13 protein-coding genes are annotated in these 18,245 nt (G+C 50.5%); 11 read left to right on the top strand and 2 right to left on the bottom strand.

The annotated features are described in order from the left end of the window. Window positions 1–767: 767 nt before the first annotated feature. Entirely contained in the window at window positions 768–1,721 is a 954-nt protein-coding gene (locus tag G358_RS29720) for a helix-turn-helix domain-containing protein (protein ID WP_019636852.1), read from the bottom strand. 186 nt (window positions 1,722–1,907) lie between these two features. Between G358_RS29720 and G358_RS0108845 the strand changes: the two genes are divergently transcribed. The 8 genes from G358_RS0108845 to G358_RS0108880 all read left to right on the top strand — a co-directional run bounded on the left by G358_RS0108845 (window position 1,908) and on the right by G358_RS0108880 (window position 14,771). Next, window positions 1,908–4,040 (top strand): glycoside hydrolase family 52 protein, encoded by a 2,133-nt coding sequence (locus G358_RS0108845; protein WP_019636853.1) that lies wholly within the window; start codon window positions 1,908–1,910, stop codon window positions 4,038–4,040. 317 nt (window positions 4,041–4,357) lie between these two features. Beyond that, window positions 4,358–6,091 carry a sensor histidine kinase gene (locus tag G358_RS0108850; RefSeq protein ID WP_019636854.1) on the top strand — a complete coding sequence of 578 codons (1,734 nt, stop codon included), beginning with the start codon at window positions 4,358–4,360 and terminating at the stop codon, window positions 6,089–6,091. 1 nt (window position 6,092) lies between these two features. Continuing rightward, window positions 6,093–7,757, top strand: coding sequence for a response regulator (locus G358_RS0108855; protein WP_019636855.1), 1,665 nt, complete (start codon window positions 6,093–6,095; stop codon window positions 7,755–7,757). Window positions 7,758–7,864: 107 nt separating this feature from the next. Further along, a complete protein-coding gene (locus G358_RS0108860; protein ID WP_019636856.1) occupies window positions 7,865–9,523 on the top strand; it encodes an extracellular solute-binding protein in 1,659 nt (552 codons plus the stop codon). A 102-nt stretch (window positions 9,524–9,625) separates the two neighbouring features. Then, the gene (locus G358_RS0108865; protein WP_019636857.1) at window positions 9,626–10,525 is read left to right on the top strand and encodes an ABC transporter permease; all 900 of its coding nucleotides are present in this window, start codon (window positions 9,626–9,628) and stop codon (window positions 10,523–10,525) included. Window positions 10,526–10,537: 12 nt separating this feature from the next. Further along, window positions 10,538–11,419: a carbohydrate ABC transporter permease gene (locus tag G358_RS0108870; protein ID WP_019636858.1), complete on the top strand. Its 882-nt coding sequence runs from the start codon at window positions 10,538–10,540 to the stop codon at window positions 11,417–11,419. 99 nt (window positions 11,420–11,518) lie between these two features. Beyond that, window positions 11,519–13,009: a glycoside hydrolase family 43 protein gene (locus G358_RS0108875; protein ID WP_033403900.1), complete on the top strand. Its 1,491-nt coding sequence runs from the start codon at window positions 11,519–11,521 to the stop codon at window positions 13,007–13,009. Window positions 13,010–13,100: 91 nt separating this feature from the next. After that, window positions 13,101–14,771, top strand: a complete 1,671-nt coding sequence (locus tag G358_RS0108880) for an MGH1-like glycoside hydrolase domain-containing protein (protein ID WP_026342155.1) — start codon at window positions 13,101–13,103, stop codon at window positions 14,769–14,771. Window positions 14,772–14,849: 78 nt separating this feature from the next. Here G358_RS0108880 and G358_RS0108885 read toward each other — a convergent pair whose 3' ends face one another. Beyond that, window positions 14,850–15,662, bottom strand: coding sequence for a stalk domain-containing protein (locus G358_RS0108885; protein WP_019636861.1), 813 nt, complete (start codon window positions 15,660–15,662; stop codon window positions 14,850–14,852). Between the two features lie 286 nt (window positions 15,663–15,948). Between G358_RS0108885 and G358_RS33425 the strand changes: the two genes are divergently transcribed. The 3 genes from G358_RS33425 (at window position 15,949) to G358_RS0108900 (ending at window position 18,146) form a co-directional block, all read left to right on the top strand. Further along, a complete protein-coding gene (locus tag G358_RS33425; RefSeq protein ID WP_019636862.1) occupies window positions 15,949–16,245 on the top strand; it encodes a hypothetical protein in 297 nt (98 codons plus the stop codon). A 159-nt stretch (window positions 16,246–16,404) separates the two neighbouring features. Continuing rightward, window positions 16,405–17,118, top strand: coding sequence for a response regulator transcription factor (locus G358_RS29725; protein ID WP_420836052.1), 714 nt, complete (start codon window positions 16,405–16,407; stop codon window positions 17,116–17,118). After that, a complete protein-coding gene (locus G358_RS0108900) occupies window positions 17,115–18,146 on the top strand; it encodes a sensor histidine kinase (RefSeq protein ID WP_019636864.1) in 1,032 nt (343 codons plus the stop codon). Before G358_RS29725 ends, G358_RS0108900 begins: the two co-directional genes overlap by 4 nt. Window positions 18,147–18,245 lie beyond the last annotated feature (99 nt).

The following is an 18,245-nucleotide window of genomic DNA, read 5'->3' on the forward strand; positions in this document are numbered from 1 at the left end:
TTGATGGGTTTTTAGGGCATTGACCCGTGACACCCCCATCATACGAGGCGTCCCTTTTTTTGTCGAACGCTAATTCTTAGCATCTACAGGAATGTTTATTGTATGACCTGTACGACAGGTTAGTATATCCAACAGTTTATATAAGGGGATTTAAAGAATAGGATGCAGGTAAAGGGGAAAATGGATTCCGAAGAAACAGAAAGCTTTTTGAAAGAAGGGGGCCTCAGCCATCTATGATCACTTTCGGGACAGCCCCTTACTTCCTTCCTGCCTCCCTGGAAAAGAATAACGAATCGCAGGAGTTCACGTCCGCCTTTGGAAGCCATTTGTCACATCAAAGTCTAATCCATAACAAATGGCGGACAACAGCGGCCCGCAGATCGTAATTCTTTTCCACTCATTTTGAAAAAACGATATCGGAAGCATCCTTGGTGCTGAAGGATTTATTTCTTCCTGCCCAGGAAAAGAATAACGAATCGCAGGAGTTAACGTCCGCCTTTGGGAGCCATTTATCACATCAAAGTCTAATCCATAACAAATGGCGGATAACAGCGGCCCGTAGATCGTTATTATTTTCCCCTCATTAAGAGGTTGTCAAAAAGTCAATTTTTGATCACGAAGTAAAACAGGGAGTGTACTCGACATCGAATCTTGAATTCAGCTGAGACTTCCAGTGCTCACGTAGGTTTCTCCTACGCTCCGCTCCTCAGCCTCTAGCTTCATCCAACCTTCTCGGTGCTGAAAGACTTACTTTTTGAACACTTATTCTATATAAACGGATTGTCGCGATAATGCCGCTCGGCATCGACCACCCGGCGGTCGGGGTGATTGAGCTTGCGATAGCCCTGTGGGGAAAGGCCTGTCCAGCGTTTAAACTGCTTACTGAAATGGGAGGCGTCCCGGTAGCCGAGCCGTAGGGCGATTTTCTCTACGGACAGGCTATAATTTAGCAGCAGCAGCTTGGCCTGGCGGATAATCAGCCCCGACAGATACTGCCGCGGAGATTTGCCGTACACCTGCCGAAATACGCGGTTGCAGTGAGCGGGACTATATCCTAATTCGGCAGCTATGTCCTCGATGCCGGGTCTCCGTTCACTGGCAGCTGTCGACGCTGATACTAACCGGGCGAGGTGCCCCTCAATGACATTAGCGAGTAGAACCGCGTTCTCGGGTGGGCTTGGCTCATACGAAGACGGGGCAACGTTCATTTCCGATAAGACCCAGCCGCTGAGAGCGGTGAGCAGCCGGAGCGAAGCACGAAGCGCATTTAAGCGCTGGCGATGCGTGTCCGGTTCACCGGAAATCGTGGAGCGGATGAAATCGTCCAGCGCCTCCCGAATTGCTAATACTTCCGTTGTCTCTCCGGTAATAATGACTGAATCCACCATCATCAGGGAGCGGCGAAGGGAAGAATCATCGATATCGAAATTAAGGGCGTAATACGTCATCCCTTCCGGTCCCCCTGAACCTTGGCTGGAATGCTCTACGCCAGGGCGGATGAACAGGATGTCTCCGGCTAGCTGAAGGAAGGGATGGCCGGCGACGGTCATATGCTGCTCACCCTCCAGCACGATGTTGATTTCAAACGCTCGATGCTGATGTGCGGGATAGCGCCATTCCGCGTTTACTTTACGCCAATGGGTGGCATAAATTTGGAATGCTGCTTGAATATCCGGTGACATAATACTGTCCATGGTGTTAGATAAACCTGTATAATCCATCACGATCGGAACCTCTTCTGCATGAAAGTAATAGCCATATTATATCATAGGGCAATCCGGGCGGCGGACGTCCGTTTTGCCCATTTTGTCGTATGATTTGACCCTGTTCCTCCCGGAATGAAAGCCTTAACATAGATTTTGAACGAATGCTTTAAGGAGATATTATGATAAAAGGAGTGTCGAAGCATGACGCCGGACAATCAGTTTTTTAATGCCCATCACTCGCCGATTGGGGCTTTTTCCAGCTTTACTTTAGGTTTTCCCGAGGCGGGAGGCGGATTTGATTTAGAGCTTGGCCAATCACCTAAGCAGAACGTTTATATCGGGCTCGAACGAGAGGATGGCAGCGGTTATGATTCCTTTCCATTTCATGAAATGACAGGGGAAGATGACCGCAAGCGTTATGACGTGGAGAAGGAAGACGACCCAGCCGTAAAAAAGAAGCGGAGAATCATCCATCATTTCCCCCGGGAAGTGATCAAGCGGGATTTCCGGCTGACGACCGACAGCTGGAGTGCAGGTGACCTGACTTTCCGCATTATCTCGCAGGTGCGGCCTGTTCCCGATCCAAAGATCGCAGCGGAAGAGGAATTGAAGGATGTGCTCGTTCCGGCTGTTCTGGTAGAAATTGAAGTGGATAATACGGCATGTCACCGGTCAAGACGAGCCTTCTTTGGCTTTCGAAAAGTCGATCCGGCCGGCTCTATGCGCAGACTGGACGATGTGTCGGATCGGCTGGCTGGAATCGGACAGGGGCGATTTATCGCGATCGCGGCCGAGCGGGGCACGGCGCAATCCGGCCTTTTTTTCAATATAGAAGAGATAGTTAGACCGGTGCACGAAGAGAACTGGGGTTTCGGGCTTGGCTCGTCCGGGGCCATGCTAATGGACGTTCCGGCGGGAACGAAGCAAACCTATCGTTTTGCCGTATGCTTCCACAGGGCCGGATATGTAACGACTGGTATAGATGCGGGCTATTACTATAACCGCTTTTTCCCGAATATCGAGTCGGTCGCTGAATATGCCTTGTCCAGGTTTGATGCCATTAAGGCGGAGGCGGAGCGGGCGAACGCTTGGCTTGACAAAGCTTCTCTTAACGAGAATCAGGCCTTCATGCTGGCCCATGCTATTCGCAGCTATTACGGCTCTACGCAGCTGCTGGACTATAACGGCGATCCCTTCTGGATTGTCAATGAGGGCGAATACCGGATGATGAACACCTTCGATTTGACGGTGGATCAGCTGTACTATGAGCTGCGGATGAACCCGTGGACAGTGCGCAATGAGCTGGACATGTTCGTGGAGCGCTACAGCTATGAGGATACCGTAACCTTCCCGGGCGATCGTACCGAGTATCCTGGGGGAATCAGCTTTACGCATGACATGGGCGTCAACAACTCCATATCCCGCCCAGGTCATTCCTCTTATGAGATCTACGGACTGGACGGCTGCTTTTCGCATATGACCCATGAGCAACTGGTAAACTGGATACTTTGCGCGGCGGCGTATTACGACAAGACGAAGGACTCCGCGTGGATAACGAAAAATATCGGCATAATGGAGCGCTGTTTGGACAGCATGTTGAACCGGGATCATCCCGATCCGGCGCAGCGAAACGGCATTATGGGTCTCGACAGCACCCGCACGAAAGGCGGCGCGGAGATTACCACGTATGATAGTCTGGATGTCTCCTTGGGCCAAGCGCGCAGCAATATTTATTTGGCGGGCAAATGCTGGGCGGCTTATGTGGCGATGGAGAAGCTGTTTGCCGAGTTTGGGAAGGCAGAAAGAGCTCAGACCGCAGGGGAGCAGGCTGAAAAATGCGCAGCAACGCTCGTGGCCAGCGTCACCGATCAAGGATATATTCCGGCCGTCATCGGGGAAGGCAATGATTCCAAAATTATTCCGGCCATTGAAGGCCTCATCTTTCCTTACGTGACGGGCTGCCGGGATGCACTGGAACGCAGCGGACGTTTTGAAAAATATATTAAGGTCCTGGATCAACATCTGCGCAGCGTGCTGCAGGTCGGCATCTGCCTGTTTGAAGACGGAGGCTGGAAGCTGTCCTCGACGAGCAACAACAGCTGGCTGAGCAAAATTTATCTCTGTCAATTCATCGCCCGGCAAATATTAGGCCTCAGTTGGGATGAGCAGGGCCGCAAAGCCGACAGAGCCCATGTGGAGTGGCTGACGCATCCAGAACTCTCTATCTGGAGCTGGAGCGATCAAATTCTCTCGGGGCAAATTATCGGCAGTAAATATTATCCGCGGGGCGTAACGGCTATATTGTGGCTGGAGGAGAACGCAGCAGAGAAATAGGGCGAACATTAAGCCGCAGACGGACAAGTACAAGTACAGTGAAAGTACAAATGCATACGTGCAAATGCAAGTACAAGTACAGTGAAAGTACAAATGCATACGTGCAAATGCATGTGTAAGTACAGTGAAAGTACAAATGCAAAGATGTACAAGTGCTCTGTACTGCAGATACAAAAGCAATTACAAATGAGCTAGTGTATGCAAGAGCAACTACGAGTGCGAGCGTCTGCAGCGGCGGCAAAAGTAATCGGCCTTCGATAGAGGACAAGCTTTAAGCCTTTAGAGAAGGCTCTTTTCTATATTTGGGGGAGGGAGTGGTGAACCTGAATCATCCATGGAAAAAAAATGTGCTCAAAAGATTGATCCTCTCGTTTATATGCATTTTGCTCCCGCTTTATATTCTTAGCATGATCATTTACAACTGGGGAGTCCGCACCTTGAAGGACGAAATCTCCAAGTCGATGATTTCACAAGTATCGCAGTATTACAGCGGCCTGGAGGAGGAGTTCAAAAGAATTCAAACGCTGCAGTATGATGTCTTGAGCGATGATAATCTGAACGCGCTTGGCGCCATTCCGGAATCGTTGAATGATATCGAGAAAATGCAGAGCATTCTGCGCTTGCAGCAGCGGCTTAACGCTATACGGAACAGCAGCGCCTATATCGTCGATGTGTATGCCCATATTCCGGCGATCCAAAAAAACGTATCGGCATTAACGATATCTACATTCGATCAGGAGGAGTTCAGTGAACTCAAGAACATACCATTGTCCCTGGATGCGAAGCTCATTAATATCAACGGCAAAACCTACTTGACCGCCTCGTATCCTTTCGTTACGCCGGAGAGTAAGAAATGGCCGCTTTTTATCGTCGTTATCGAAATTTCCCAAGAAAAGCTGAAGGAAAATTTGAAAATGATGGTCAATTCTCCGGATGAGGGATTGATATTTAAAAGCTCGCAGTTTGAAATCACGACGAGTCATGACGCTTACTTCGATTTGGGGACCGCTTCGCAAATGTTAAGCGGCATCGACACCAATACGGCACAGACCGTCGCTATAAAGGATAAGCAATACTTGGCCGTCTACAGCTATTCGCATTTTTTCGGGGCGGTGCTCAGCAAATATGTTCCAGTTAAAGCGGTGTTCCAGCCGCTCGAAAAGTACCGCAGCTGGTTTGTTCTGCTGCTGCTCGTGTCCTTTGCCATTATCGTCGTATATTCCCTTTATGTCTATAAGTACATCCACAAGCCGCTGTACAAGCTGGTCAAGGCATTCCGCAAAGTGGAACATGGCGATTTCAACGAACAGATCGAGCATGATTTTAACGATGAGTTTCAGTATATTTATACCCGATTTAACGCGATGCTGGATAATTTGAAATCCTTGATTGATCAGGTGTACAAGCAGCAGTTATTAACGCATAAGGCCGAGCTGAAGCAGCTTCAATCCCAGATTAATCCGCATTTCCTGTACAACAGCTTATTCATTCTCAACACGATGACGCGCTTGGGCGATTACGATAATTTGGAGCGATTCACGAATCAGCTCGGGGAATATTTCCAATTTATTACGCGGGGCGATTCCGATGAGGTGCTGCTGGGGAAAGAAGTCAATCATGCGAAGGTGTACTCCGAAATCCAGGCGATGCGCTTTGCCAATCGCAACAGGGTCGAGTTCGGCGATTTGCCGGATCAGGTCGGACATATTATGGTGCCAAGGCTTATTGTACAGCCGATCATAGAGAACGCATTTAAATATGCGCTGGAGAATAGAAGTGCGAACGGCATTTTAAGAGTACAAATTGTCCGTGTTCATAACTATTTGCATTTGATCGTAGAGGATAACGGCGAGGAACTGGATGATAGGCGGATCCGCTCCCTGAACGAGTGCTTGTCCTGTCCGGATGAGGCGGAGACGACGGGCCTATTGAATATACACCAGAGAATCCGTTTGAAATTCGGGCAGGACAGCGGATTATATTTGGAGCGAAGTGAATTGGGCGGCTTGAAGGCGACGATTCGCATCATGATTACGGATGGAGGCATGTAGTATGTACAGACTTTTAGTCGTCGATGACGAAATGATTATCGCGGATGGATTATATGAGGTGCTGTCGAATCTGCCTCAGCTGGAGCTGGATGTATACAAAGCTTATTCCGGAGACGAGGCGGTGCGGCTGTTCGATCGGACACGCTTCGATATCGTGTTGACGGATATCCGGATGCCCGGCCTGGACGGCCTGCAGCTGCTCGATAAAATCAGGGAGAGATGGCCGAGCTGCAGAGTGATTTTCCTGACAGGACATAATGAATTCTCTTATATTTACTCGGCATTTCAGTACGAGAGTGTCAGCTATTTATTGAAAACCGAAGGCTACGAAAAAGTGATCCAGATGGTCGAGCAGGCGGTCATGGATATCGAAACGGAGCTGAGGGCGGAGGCGTTGCTCCAAAAGGCGAAGGAGCAGCTGCACACGACTAGGGAATTGCTGCAAAAAGATTATATTAAAGGCATTTTGAACGAGCAGCTCGGTGTGGAGGAGATTCATCAGAAGCAATTCGATGAACTCGCGATTCCGCTGCGCGCGGATAGCCCGGTTCTCATTATGCTGGGCAGAGTCAACAGCTTCGCCAGCGGGCTCACCTATGCAACGAAGTCCAGGCAGCTCTATAGAATCAGGCTCATTGCCAATCAATATTTGTCCGCCCGCGTCGCCTTCGTTGACGTCGTCAATGAGAGCAAGGACCCGGTCTGGCTGATTCAGCCTTTCCAAAATAGCTCTGAAGAGGATGCCTGGGGGAGAACATTGACGTTCATGAAGGGCAATCTGGAGCTGATCCAGTCGGCCTGCCGCGAATCTCTCGGCGAAGTGCTGTCGTTTGTGCTCGATGATAGCCCGGTAATGTGGGCGGCTGCGGCGGAGCGCTTCTCCACACTGAATATGCTGATGAATTACCGGATCGGCCAAGGCTGCGGCATGCTGCTTCTCGATAAGCACATGATCGAGCAGGAGCTCCAGGCGTCAGGCGAGGGACACCGCGAGAAGTCGCTCGTTCGCCATGCCAAGCTGGGCCTGCTTGCTGATCAATTGGAACACGGGCAGCGGACGGAATTCCGAACAACACTACTCGATTGCGCGGCGACGCTTGCTGATGTCGATAGTATGCACCATGTTCCTGCTCAGGAGCTGTACTATTCCATCGGGCTTGTATTTCTGTCCTATATGAACCGCTGGCACTTGGTAGAGACGGTAGCGACTCAGATTGGCCTCCACAAACTAATGCAGCCGGGAGAGCATGAATCCTGGCAGATCGCTTTTGATTATTTTCTCCATGTCGGGGATATGCTGTTTAACCTTCAGAGCCAGGAGGAGGAGAGAAGGGCAAGGAATGTCATTACCGTCATTCAGAAGCATGTTCAGGATCATTTGCACGATCCGGACGAGATTTCGCTGATCAGATTGGCGGAGCTGGTCTACTTTAACCCGTCCTATCTTTCCCGGCTGTTCAAGCAGGTGACCGGCACGAATTTATCGGAATACATCTCGGCCTGCCGAATGACGAGGGCTAAGCGGCTGCTGGAAAACCCCGACGTAAAGATCCAGGACGTGGCTGAGCTTGTCGGATACGGGACGGCTACTAATTTTACACGTTCTTTCCGCAAGGCGACGCATATGACGCCCCAGGAATATCGAGCCACCATATTCAACAGGTAAACAGCTGATTCAAATGTCAAGAGATGAATATTGAATGAGAACGGTTTCAATTTTAACATTATAGATACAAGGGCCCTAACAACTTAAAGCTTATCAGGGAGGTTCATATGAAAAAAAGAAGAACAATGAAGAAATCGGCAATTGTATGCTTGGCAGGCTTCATGCTGCTCACAGCTTGCGGAGGCGCAAAGGAAGCGAACTCGCCCGCAGCCGCTCCAGATCCGGCCAAGACGGATGTAGATTTGATGGCAAAATATGATCCGCCCGTGGACATTACGGCATGGCGCTATACGGAATCAACGTACAAATACGAAAACAACGATACGATCGAGGATAACATTTATACCCGCACTTATTTAAGCGATCTCGGCGTCAATTTGAAGTATGTCTGGACAGTTCCTGTCGAGCAGTTCGATCAGAAGATGAACGTGTCGATCGCCTCCGGGGACTTGCCCGATATTATGTGGCTGAAGAACAAGCAGTTGACCGATTTGGCGGAGAACGACATGCTGTACGATTTAACGGATCTGTTCGAAAAGTATGCCTCGCCGATCACGAAGGAAATCATGCTGCAGGACGAAGCCAGCTTCAATACGGCGAAGATCGGCGGAAGGCTGATGGCTATTCCGCATACTTCTTCCGCGGTAGACGGACTGCCGATATTGTATGTCCGTACCGACTGGCTGGAGAAGCTCGGACTGCCTGAGCCGCAGACGATGCAGGATGTGCTCGCTATTGCGGAAGCGTTTACGAAAAATGACCCGGATGGCAACGGCAAGGATGATACATTCGGGCTGGCCTTTACCAAAACATTTTTGACGGATGCTCATTTCGGTACGTCGGGATACTTCTCCGGTTACCACGTGAATCCGGGCAAATGGGTGAAGGATGATTCCGGTCAGCTCGTGTACGGCAGCATTCAGCCCGGTGTGAAGGACGCGCTCCAGCAGCTTCAGAATTTGTACGCCAAAGGCATACTGGACCGGGAGTTTGGCGTGAAGGACCGCGCCAAGGTGACCGAATCGGTGGCAGGCGGCAAGGTAGGCATGTTCTACGGCTCTATGTCCGCGCCGCTGTCTATCATCCAGCAAAATATCGACAATGACCCGAACGCCGAGTGGAAAGCTGTACCGCTTGTATCCGTGGACGATAAGAAGGCTACCCCAATTGGTAAAATACCGATTACGAGATACTATGGGGTGAGCAAGGACAGCAAGCATCCGGAAGCGATCATCAAGCTGCTGAACTTCAGCATGCAGGGCTATGATCCGGAAGTTGCGCAAGAGAACAGCAAATTCGGGATTACCGAGACGAACATTCCGGTCTATCTATACAGCTTAATCAGCGCCGACCCGGCCAAGAAAAACCTGAACGCACATTTGAATACGATGAATGCTCTGGAAACGAATGACCCGTCCCAGCTGTCTGTGGAGGAAAAGGGCTATTACGATAGAATCGTCGACTACCGGGGCGGCAACAAAGCCAACTGGGGGACGGAGCGCGTATTCGGTTCACCAAGCAGCTTCGATGTGATCGATCATTACGTGCAGGAGGACAACTATATTTTCGATGCCTTCTACGGGGCGCCAACGCCAACGATGGTCGAGAAGCTTGCCACACTGGAGAAGATGGAGGAAGAAGTATTCACCAAGATCATCATGGGGCAGTCGCTCGACAACTTCGACAAGTTCGTGGAGGACTGGAAGAAGCTTGGCGGAGAGCAGATTTCGAAGGAAATCAACGAATGGGCTGAGAAAAACAAATAGAAGTCAGGCACGGATTGGATAAGAGGACGATGAAAAGGGAAGAAAGGGGCAACTCTATTTTCCCTTTTTATTGTCAGCATGGCTATGAATGGAGGAGCCGCGATGGGAATAAAGAAGAAACTGCAGGAAATTCCCCTGCATCTGATGATATTACCCGGTATTATTTTAACTGTAATTTTTAGCTATGTCCCGATTATGGGGACGGTGATCGCTTTTCAGAAGTTCGTTCCCTCTAAAGGGATCTTTAACTCGAAATGGATTGGCTTGGACAACTTCCGTTACATGCTGGACATGCCGAACTTTACGAGCGTACTGTGGAATACTATATTTATCGCCATTTTGAAAATTATTGCGGGACTGATTGTTCCGATTATATTTGCGCTGCTGCTCAATGAGCTGGCGGGAGCTTTTTTCAAACGTACGATCCAAACGATTATTTATTTTCCTTACTTCTTGTCCTGGGTTATCCTGGGCGGGATTCTGATCGATATATTGTCTCCTTCGAGCGGGATCGTGAATGAATTCCTGGGCGTGTTTGGCGTCAAGCCGATCTTTTTCCTGGGGGATGATAAGTGGTTCCCTTATACGCTCGTCCTGACGGATACCTGGAAAACCTTCGGCTACGGCACGATCGTATATTTGGCCGCCTTGACAGGGATCGATCAGAGCCTGTATGAAGCGGCTACTATGGACGGCGCGAACCGCTGGAAGCAGACGATCCACATCACGCTGCCCGGCATGCTGCCGATCATTACGCTGATGACCGTGCTCAGCTTGGGGAATGTGCTTAATGCGGGCTTCGAGCAGGTGTTCAACCTGTACAGCCCTATGGTCTACAGCACGGGGGACATCATCGATACGCTAGTGTACCGGATCGGTCTCGTGGACGCGCAATACGGCGTGGCGACAGCGGTTGGCTTGTTCAAATCGCTTATCTCCTTCGTTTTGATCGTCCTGTCTAACAAACTGGCGAACAAGTACGCCGGATACAGGGTTTTCTAGGAGGGAGAAGGCATGCACAAATCATCAATCAGCCGAAAAATGTTTCTGACGTTCAACTATATTCTGCTAACCGTTACGGCCATTGTATGCATCCTGCCGTTAATCAACGTGCTCGCCATTTCTTTCAGTTCCAGCAGTGCCGCCGCTGCCGGATACGTTAAACTGTGGCCCGTCGATTTTACGGTCGCCTCATATAAATATGCGCTGACCAAAAGTGAATTTCTAACCGGTTTTTTCGTTTCAGGCAAACGAGTGCTGCTTGGCTACATCGTCAACATGCTCATTACCATTTCGATCGCCTATCCGCTCTCTAAGGAGAAAAAGGCGCTCGGCATGCGGAACGTATATGCCTGGTTCTTCATCATTACGATGCTGTTCCACGGCGGGCTGATTCCGACCTATATGACGATCAAGTCCTTGGGGCTGCTGGATACGATCTGGGCGCTTGTACTGCCGGGGGCAGTACCTGTATTCAATGTTATCCTGCTGATGAATTTCTTCCGCAACCTGCCCAAAGAAATCGAGGAAGCGGCTTATATCGACGGAGCCGGACATTGGCGCGTATTGTGGAGCATCTATTGCCCGCTCTCGAAGCCGGCTTTGGCGACGATTTCGCTGTTTGTTCTCGTAGGGCACTGGAACTCCTGGTTTGATGGCTTGATCTATATGAACTCGCCTGCCAATTACCCGCTGCAGAGTTATTTGCAAACAATCATCATCGAGGCGGATCCGAGCATCGTCAGCTCGAACGAACTGCTCGATATGTCGGCAATTTCGAACCGGACGTTTAAATCGGCTCAGGTATTTTTGGCCGCCTTCCCGGTCCTGATCATTTATCCGTTCCTGCAGAAATATTTCATGAAGGGGCTCGTGTTTGGAAGCGTGAAGGGGTAAATGCTGAGATGATCATTTTGCTGAGATAACATAATCTTACCGTTGAGATGATTGTAGTTACTGAAAGGATCATATTTAAGGAGTGGAGATTAAGTGGATATGAACCGAACGATGACAATGCCTGCATGGGGAGATCTTGGCAACGGCTATTATCGCAATCCTGTGCTGAATGCGGATTTCTCCGACCCGGACGTCATCCGCGTGGGCGATGATTTCTATATGGTGTGCTCGGATTTTCATTTCATGGGCATGCCGGTGCTGCATTCGAAGGATCTGGTCAACTGGTCGATCATCGGCAAAGTATACGAACGGCTGGATATCGATCCGGCGTATGACGAGATGCAGGCTTATGCCAAAGGGAGCTGGGCGCCTGCGCTCCGCTATCATGACGGGCTGTTCTATGTATACTTCTGCACGCCGGATGAAGGGCTGTACATGAGCACAGCTCAGGATCCGGCCGGTCCCTGGAGTCCGCTTCATGAAGTGAAGCGCGTCGCTGGCTGGGAAGATCCCTGCCCATTCTGGGACGACGACGGCAACGCCTATCTGGGTCACAGCACCGTTGGCGCTGGCCCGATCATCATTCACCGCATGAGCGCAGACGGCAGAACGCTGCTCGATGACGGCGTGATCGTCTACGTAGGCAAAATTGCCGAAGGCACGAAAATATATAAGCGAAACGGGTATTCTTATTTGGTTATTCCCGAGGGTGGCGTTGAGACGGGCTGGCAAACCGTGCTTCGTTCGAGGAATATCTACGGACCGTATGAACGCCGGGTTGTCCTCCAGAAGGGAGCAACCGACATCAACGGTCCGCACCAGGGAGCACTAGTGGAGCTGGATAGCGGGGAGTCGTGGTTCATGCACTTCCAAAGTGCTGGGGCAATCGGGAGGGTATGCCACCTGCAGCCAGTAGAGTGGGTGGACGATTGGCCTGTCATCGGTGCGGCTGGAGAACCCGTAGCCGTATACGCGAAGCCATCGGTCGCCGGGCATCATCCGGTGCGGCTGCCGCAAACCTCCGATGCATTTGCGGGGCCGGAGCTCGGACTGCAGTGGCAATGGAACCATAATCCGGTCAATGACGGCTGGTCCTTGCGTGAAAGGCCGGGATATTTGCGGCTGAAGGCGATGCGGGCGCTGGAACTGCTGCAAGCGAGGAATACTTTGACTCAAAAGCTGATCGGAAGCAAAGGCAGCGTATGTACCGAACTCAGCATCTCGCAAATGAAGCTGGGGCAAAGGGCGGGATTGGCGTTCCTTTGCGCCAGGGAGGAGAACTGGATCGGCGTCGTGACGGAGGACGGGGGCAGCTTCCTCCGGGCCGTTACGGCCGGCACGGTATACCATGGCCCGAAGCTTGCAGGGGAAACAGTTTGGCTGAAGAGTCATATCGATTTATCGGGCGAGACCAGTTTCTACTTCAGCCTGGATGGGATCACGTTTATGCCGTTAGGCGGCGAGTGCCGTATGAGTGCAGGGTTCTGGAAGGGAGCGAGAGTTGGACTGTTTAGTTATACGACCAGAGAGGCAGGCGGCAGCGCCGACTTTCAAAACTTCCGCTATGAGTATGACGGCCCACGTGAGTAATTAGGTAAAGGAAAATGTGAGCGCGTGGGCAAGTAAGCAGATGGTGTCCAGCCTGCATGCTTGATTCGATGACTACATTATAAAGAGGCTGATGAGATTGAAAGAGAGCTTATTGACAAGATTGCTGGATGTGGACGCGGCGACGCTGATTGGGAAGGAGAAACAAAATTCGCACGGGTCAGTGCTTGAGGAATGGCAGCGCTCAGGCGTCAAGTTCGTGTCCTCCTCGGAACGCTTCGAGGGCGTCTATTACTCCGCGGCCCGCAAGCTGCTAGACTGCATCTTCGCGTCCCGCGGGGGTGCTCCCGTCTTGTATGAAGGCGGAGCCTATCCGGGCACTTGGCTGGAGAGTACGGGAACGATTAATGCCGAACTGCTGTCGCGGTTCGTGCCTGGCGTGGCTGAAGCTACGTTCCGTTTGTTCGCCGAGCATCAAAGGGACAACGGCCAGATGCCGTATAAAGTGACGGAGCAGGGACCGGCCTACAGGCAAATCCAGATGGTGACGCCGCTTGCCCGAAGCGTGTGGAATCATTGTATGCTGAACGGAAGCGATACAGGCGATAAAGCATTCCTACGGACAATGTACACCGCAATGGCCCGGTTTGACGAATGGTTATCGCTGTACCGAAACACCAGAGGTACGGGCTGCGTAGAAGCGTTCTGCACGTTTGATACCGGGCATGATCTGTCGCCGCGCTTCTGGCATGTACCCGATTCCGCCCACTTGGACGATGCCCGGCAGTACGATCCGGCTTCGCCTATACTTCCGTTCCTCGCGCCTGATTTGACGGCTAACGTATATTGTCAGCGCAAATATTTAGCCAGGATGGCTCGGGAATTAGGGGCTGACGCAGAGGCGGCGGCATGGGAGGCGAAGGCCAAACAGAGCGAACAGAGCCTGTTCAAGCACTGCTTCGACGAAGTAGATGAATTTTTCTATGATGTGGATCGGAACGGGGAGTTCGTCCGCGTGCAGTCAGATGTATTGCTGAGGGTATTGGCCTGCGAGACAGGAGACCGTGTACTTTTCGACAAGGCGCTGAGACGTTACTTGTTGAATACGAGCAAGTTTTTCGCTAAATATCCTTTGACCTCGGTGGCGATGGATGATCCCCGGTTTGATCCGTCCTCCGCTTATAACAGCTGGGCCGGAACGACAAATTTCCTGACGCTGATTCGTACGCCGCATGCGTTCGAATACCACGAGCGATATGTGGAATTGACTTGGCTGATGCAGCCGATTATGTCGGCGATGGCAAGAATGACCCGGTTCCCGCAAACGTTAAGCCCATGGACGGGCGCGGAGGGCTATACAGATACTTACTCTCCGTCGATTTTATGCGTGCTTGATTTCGTGGAGCGCATGTGCGGGATTATGCCTACGCCTGGGGGAGAGCTGTGGTTTACAGGGCTGCTGCCGTATCCGATGGATCACGGAGAAGAGGTGGCCGGAGAAACAGCGTATTCCCGCTTTGTCGACGGCGTGCAGTATGAATTGATGAATACCCGAGCGGGTGCCACGGTATACCGGAATGGCGAGGTTTATATGCGTTTTCCTTACGGCACCAGGGCAGTAACGGACCGCTATGGACAACTTCGGGAAATGGTCGGGATGACGTATGCGCCGGTACAAGGCGAGGTAGAGCTCGAAGGCCGGGTTTACACGTTTGACATTAAAGGGAATGAACGTAAGACATGGACAGGGGATACATTTGTAACCTGTGCCGACATCGGTATGGTAGTGCCTGCATATCGCTAGTGTGGAGATATTTGAAAAGGGAAATAAAGAAAAGGTGCCTTGCCGCATTCACGGCAAGGCTCTTTTGGATGAAGAGGACTACTTCTTGAACCCGGCATTAACGATTCCGAAGTAGAGCTTATCTTTGTAATCCATGTCGGAGTCGGTGTTGGTAATGACTATTCTTAGTTTGCTGATATTTGTTACGTTAACAACGAAATCAATCGGAAGCACGCCCTTCTCCAGTTTGTCAGATGTATAGAGGAGTTGATCGTCTCCGTAAACTTTAAGCGTAGCGTGGGCCTCTTCCGATGAACGGCTGTCGTAGTGGAGGACGAAGTTGCCGCTAAAGGATTTGTACTTCTGGTTCAGCAGGTATTCTCTCTCAATAGCGAGACCATGCGTGGCACCTGTGCCGGAGCCGACAAGCTCGAATTTCAGGCCGTCACTATAATTCGTCCCGGCGTTATCCTTATCGTCTTCCGGGCTCCAAACTATTACTTTGTTGCCGCTGTAGCTCTTCCAATCCAAATGTCCCCATTTGATGCTTTGACTTTCGCTAAGGAAGTCGAGTGAAGATAGGGAAACATCGTAATCGGTTGCATTGACTTTGCCTATATAAATGCTGTTTCCTGGAGCGTCCCATGTTACTTTGCTGTTGAAGGCTTCTCCTACTGCCCGGACGGGAAGATACGTGGTTCCTTCATAGACGAGCGGTTCGATTCTGTTACCCTTGGCATCGGTTGATTGGACGAGCTTGCCGTCGACGTAAATTTTCGTGCCGTTAAAGAAGGCGGTAATTTGTTTTTGGAGCGGGGCCGCCCATGCAGAGGTAGTTGTTGTCAGTACGGCAGCAGCCACGAAGCCTGTACTAAAGATAGCGAGTTTTTGTTTGAAGTTTTGTTTGTTCATGATGTTATCCCTCTCTCTTCAGATGTAGAAATGTTTACTACCTTTATATATCGGATATATTAGTCTAATTTTAATATTTGAATTAGCGATTTTACCGGTCGCTGGGGACTCAAGGTCTAGCAAACCGTCTGCCGTATTTATTAAGCTAAACATAGAAGAACCTGTGCAGTTGCTTGTGCAGTTGCACAGGTTCTTCTATGTTATATTGCTGCAAAGGGCATGAGCAGAATCCATCGGACGTAATCAGGATCAAATCTATGAACTCAAGGTGCAGAAGGATGAGCTGTTGATAGGTGCGGACACGCTCTTCATTACGGTTACTGACAGGGGACAAACAAGGGCAACAGGGGCAAATAAACATTATATCCAAACGATTGCCATTGCTCTAACGTTCACTACAAATCCACCAAAATTGGAGAAAACAGTATATATGAGCCCGCGAGAACAAGTTACAATGATCGTAGCGGGGCTGACCCGCATTCCGGCGATAGAGATATCGTCCGAGGCCGATATCTTTGAATCCAGACCCAGACTGCTGACCTTCTCGGAGGTTGCTGAGCTCCAGTTTAAATATGGAATTTAATTATATTATTTAGCCTAGTGTTGACAACTTTTAAAATTGCCCGAGGAACTGATTCCCGAGAACTTCGCAAGCATCCGGACGATTAATGGCCTTGCCGACGGCAAGCTGGCGGAGACAGTTTAAAGGGGATCGCCTTCTGTTTTCACCCGGGCTTATGAGGTGAGTTCATTGTTCAAGATCATGATTGTGGAAGATGATATCAAAATCCGTACCTTGATGACGGACATTTTGCAAAAATACGGCTATGAGGTGGTCGAGGTGGTGGATTTCCTCCAGGTGGAGAAAATCTTCGAGCAAGAAGCGCCCCAACTGGTGCTGCTCGATCTCAATTTACCCTATTACGACGGCTTCTACTATTGCCGGGTATTCCGGCGGAAGACGATGGTGCCGATCATGATCATTTCCGGCCGGGATGAGGAGTCCAGCCAGGTGCTGAGCATGGAGCTTGGCGCGGATGACTATATCGTCAAGCCCTTGAACATCCAGGTGCTGCTGGCCAAAATCATGGCGACCTTGCGGAGGGCTTACGGGGAATATTCCGGCAAGCCGGAGCCGGAGAAGGAGGCGCTCCCCATCTATCTGGACGACCGCAATTTCAGCATTTCCCATAACGGAATGGTGGAAGAACTGAGCAAAAATGAATACAAGCTGCTAAAAAAGCTGATGGAGAAGAAGGATACGATCGTAACCCGGGAGGAACTGCTGGAAGAACTGTGGGATGACGTGCATTTCGTGGTGGACAATACGCTGACTGTCAATGTGACACGGGTGAAAGGCAAGCTGGCGAATCTCGGCTTTCGGGATGTTATTAAAGTGAAGCGAGGCGTCGGCTATATTTTTGAACTGGGTCAGGCGGAAGGGAGACGTTCATGAGCATGAAGCTGTTCCGGGGATTTCTGCGCGATCATCTGTCCATTACGGCGGTTTATTTTCTCAGCCATATTCTGATTAGTATCTACTGCAAATTCTATATCAGCAATAGCATCCAGCTACTGTATATGTTCAGCATCTACTTCTATTTGTTCGTCATCTTCATGGGCTTCCGGCTGGTGCGCTACGTGTCGACCCACCGGGAAATCCAGCGTCTGGGGGATAACGTGGAAGTGGAGGAAAAAGGCTTCACCTGTGGGCAGCAGGCGGCCATAGCGCTGATCTACCAGATTCATCGGACGTATCAGGATCAAATCTATGAAATCAAGGCACGGACGGACAACAACCATAAAATCATTTCCCAGTGGATACATAATTTAAAGACGCCGCTGTCCGTCATCGACCTTATTTTGCAAAACCATAAAATGAACGGCACGCCAAGCGGCCAGGCGCTACAGCGTATCGAGGGGGAGAAGGATCTGATCTTGAACATGCTCAGTCAGATGCTCAAATTTTTCCGGCTAGAGCACTTCACCCGCGATTATACGCCCGAGCCAGTGAACCTGCTGGAGTCGCTGCGCAGCGTCATCAACAGCAAACGGAACCAATACATCTACAATAACGTTTACCCCATGGTGGAAACAGGAGATGAGAACATCATAGTCATGACGGACAGCAAATGGAATGCGGTCATGCTAGAGCAAATCATTACCAACGCGGTTAAATATTCCGCTTCCAAGGAAGAGACGAAATACATCCATTTCCGGATTGAACAAAACGGCGACCAGGTGATGCTGTCCATTCGGGATGAGGGCATCGGCATTGATAAAACGGATTTGCAGCGCGTGTTTCAGCCTTTTTTCACGGGGAAGAACGGAAGAACCCACCGCCAGGCTACAGGCATCGGTCTTTATGTCACCTCGGAAATCGCCAGAAAACTAGGTCATGGCTTGAAGATCACATCCACAGTCAACGTCGGCACCGAGGTGAAGATTTCGTACCTTTCAAAAATGAAAGAAAGCGTCACGTAAATGAATGGAAGCCAGCTGCAGCAATAAATAAAATAGAGCTGACCAGAACATAACCGGGGCTTGGGCATTTGGAAACGCCTGGTGCGCCCGTCCCGTCAT

It is taken from the genome of Paenibacillus fonticola DSM 21315, from assembly GCF_000381905.1.
GTDB classification, from domain to species: Bacteria; Bacillota; Bacilli; order Paenibacillales; family Paenibacillaceae; genus Fontibacillus; species Fontibacillus fonticola.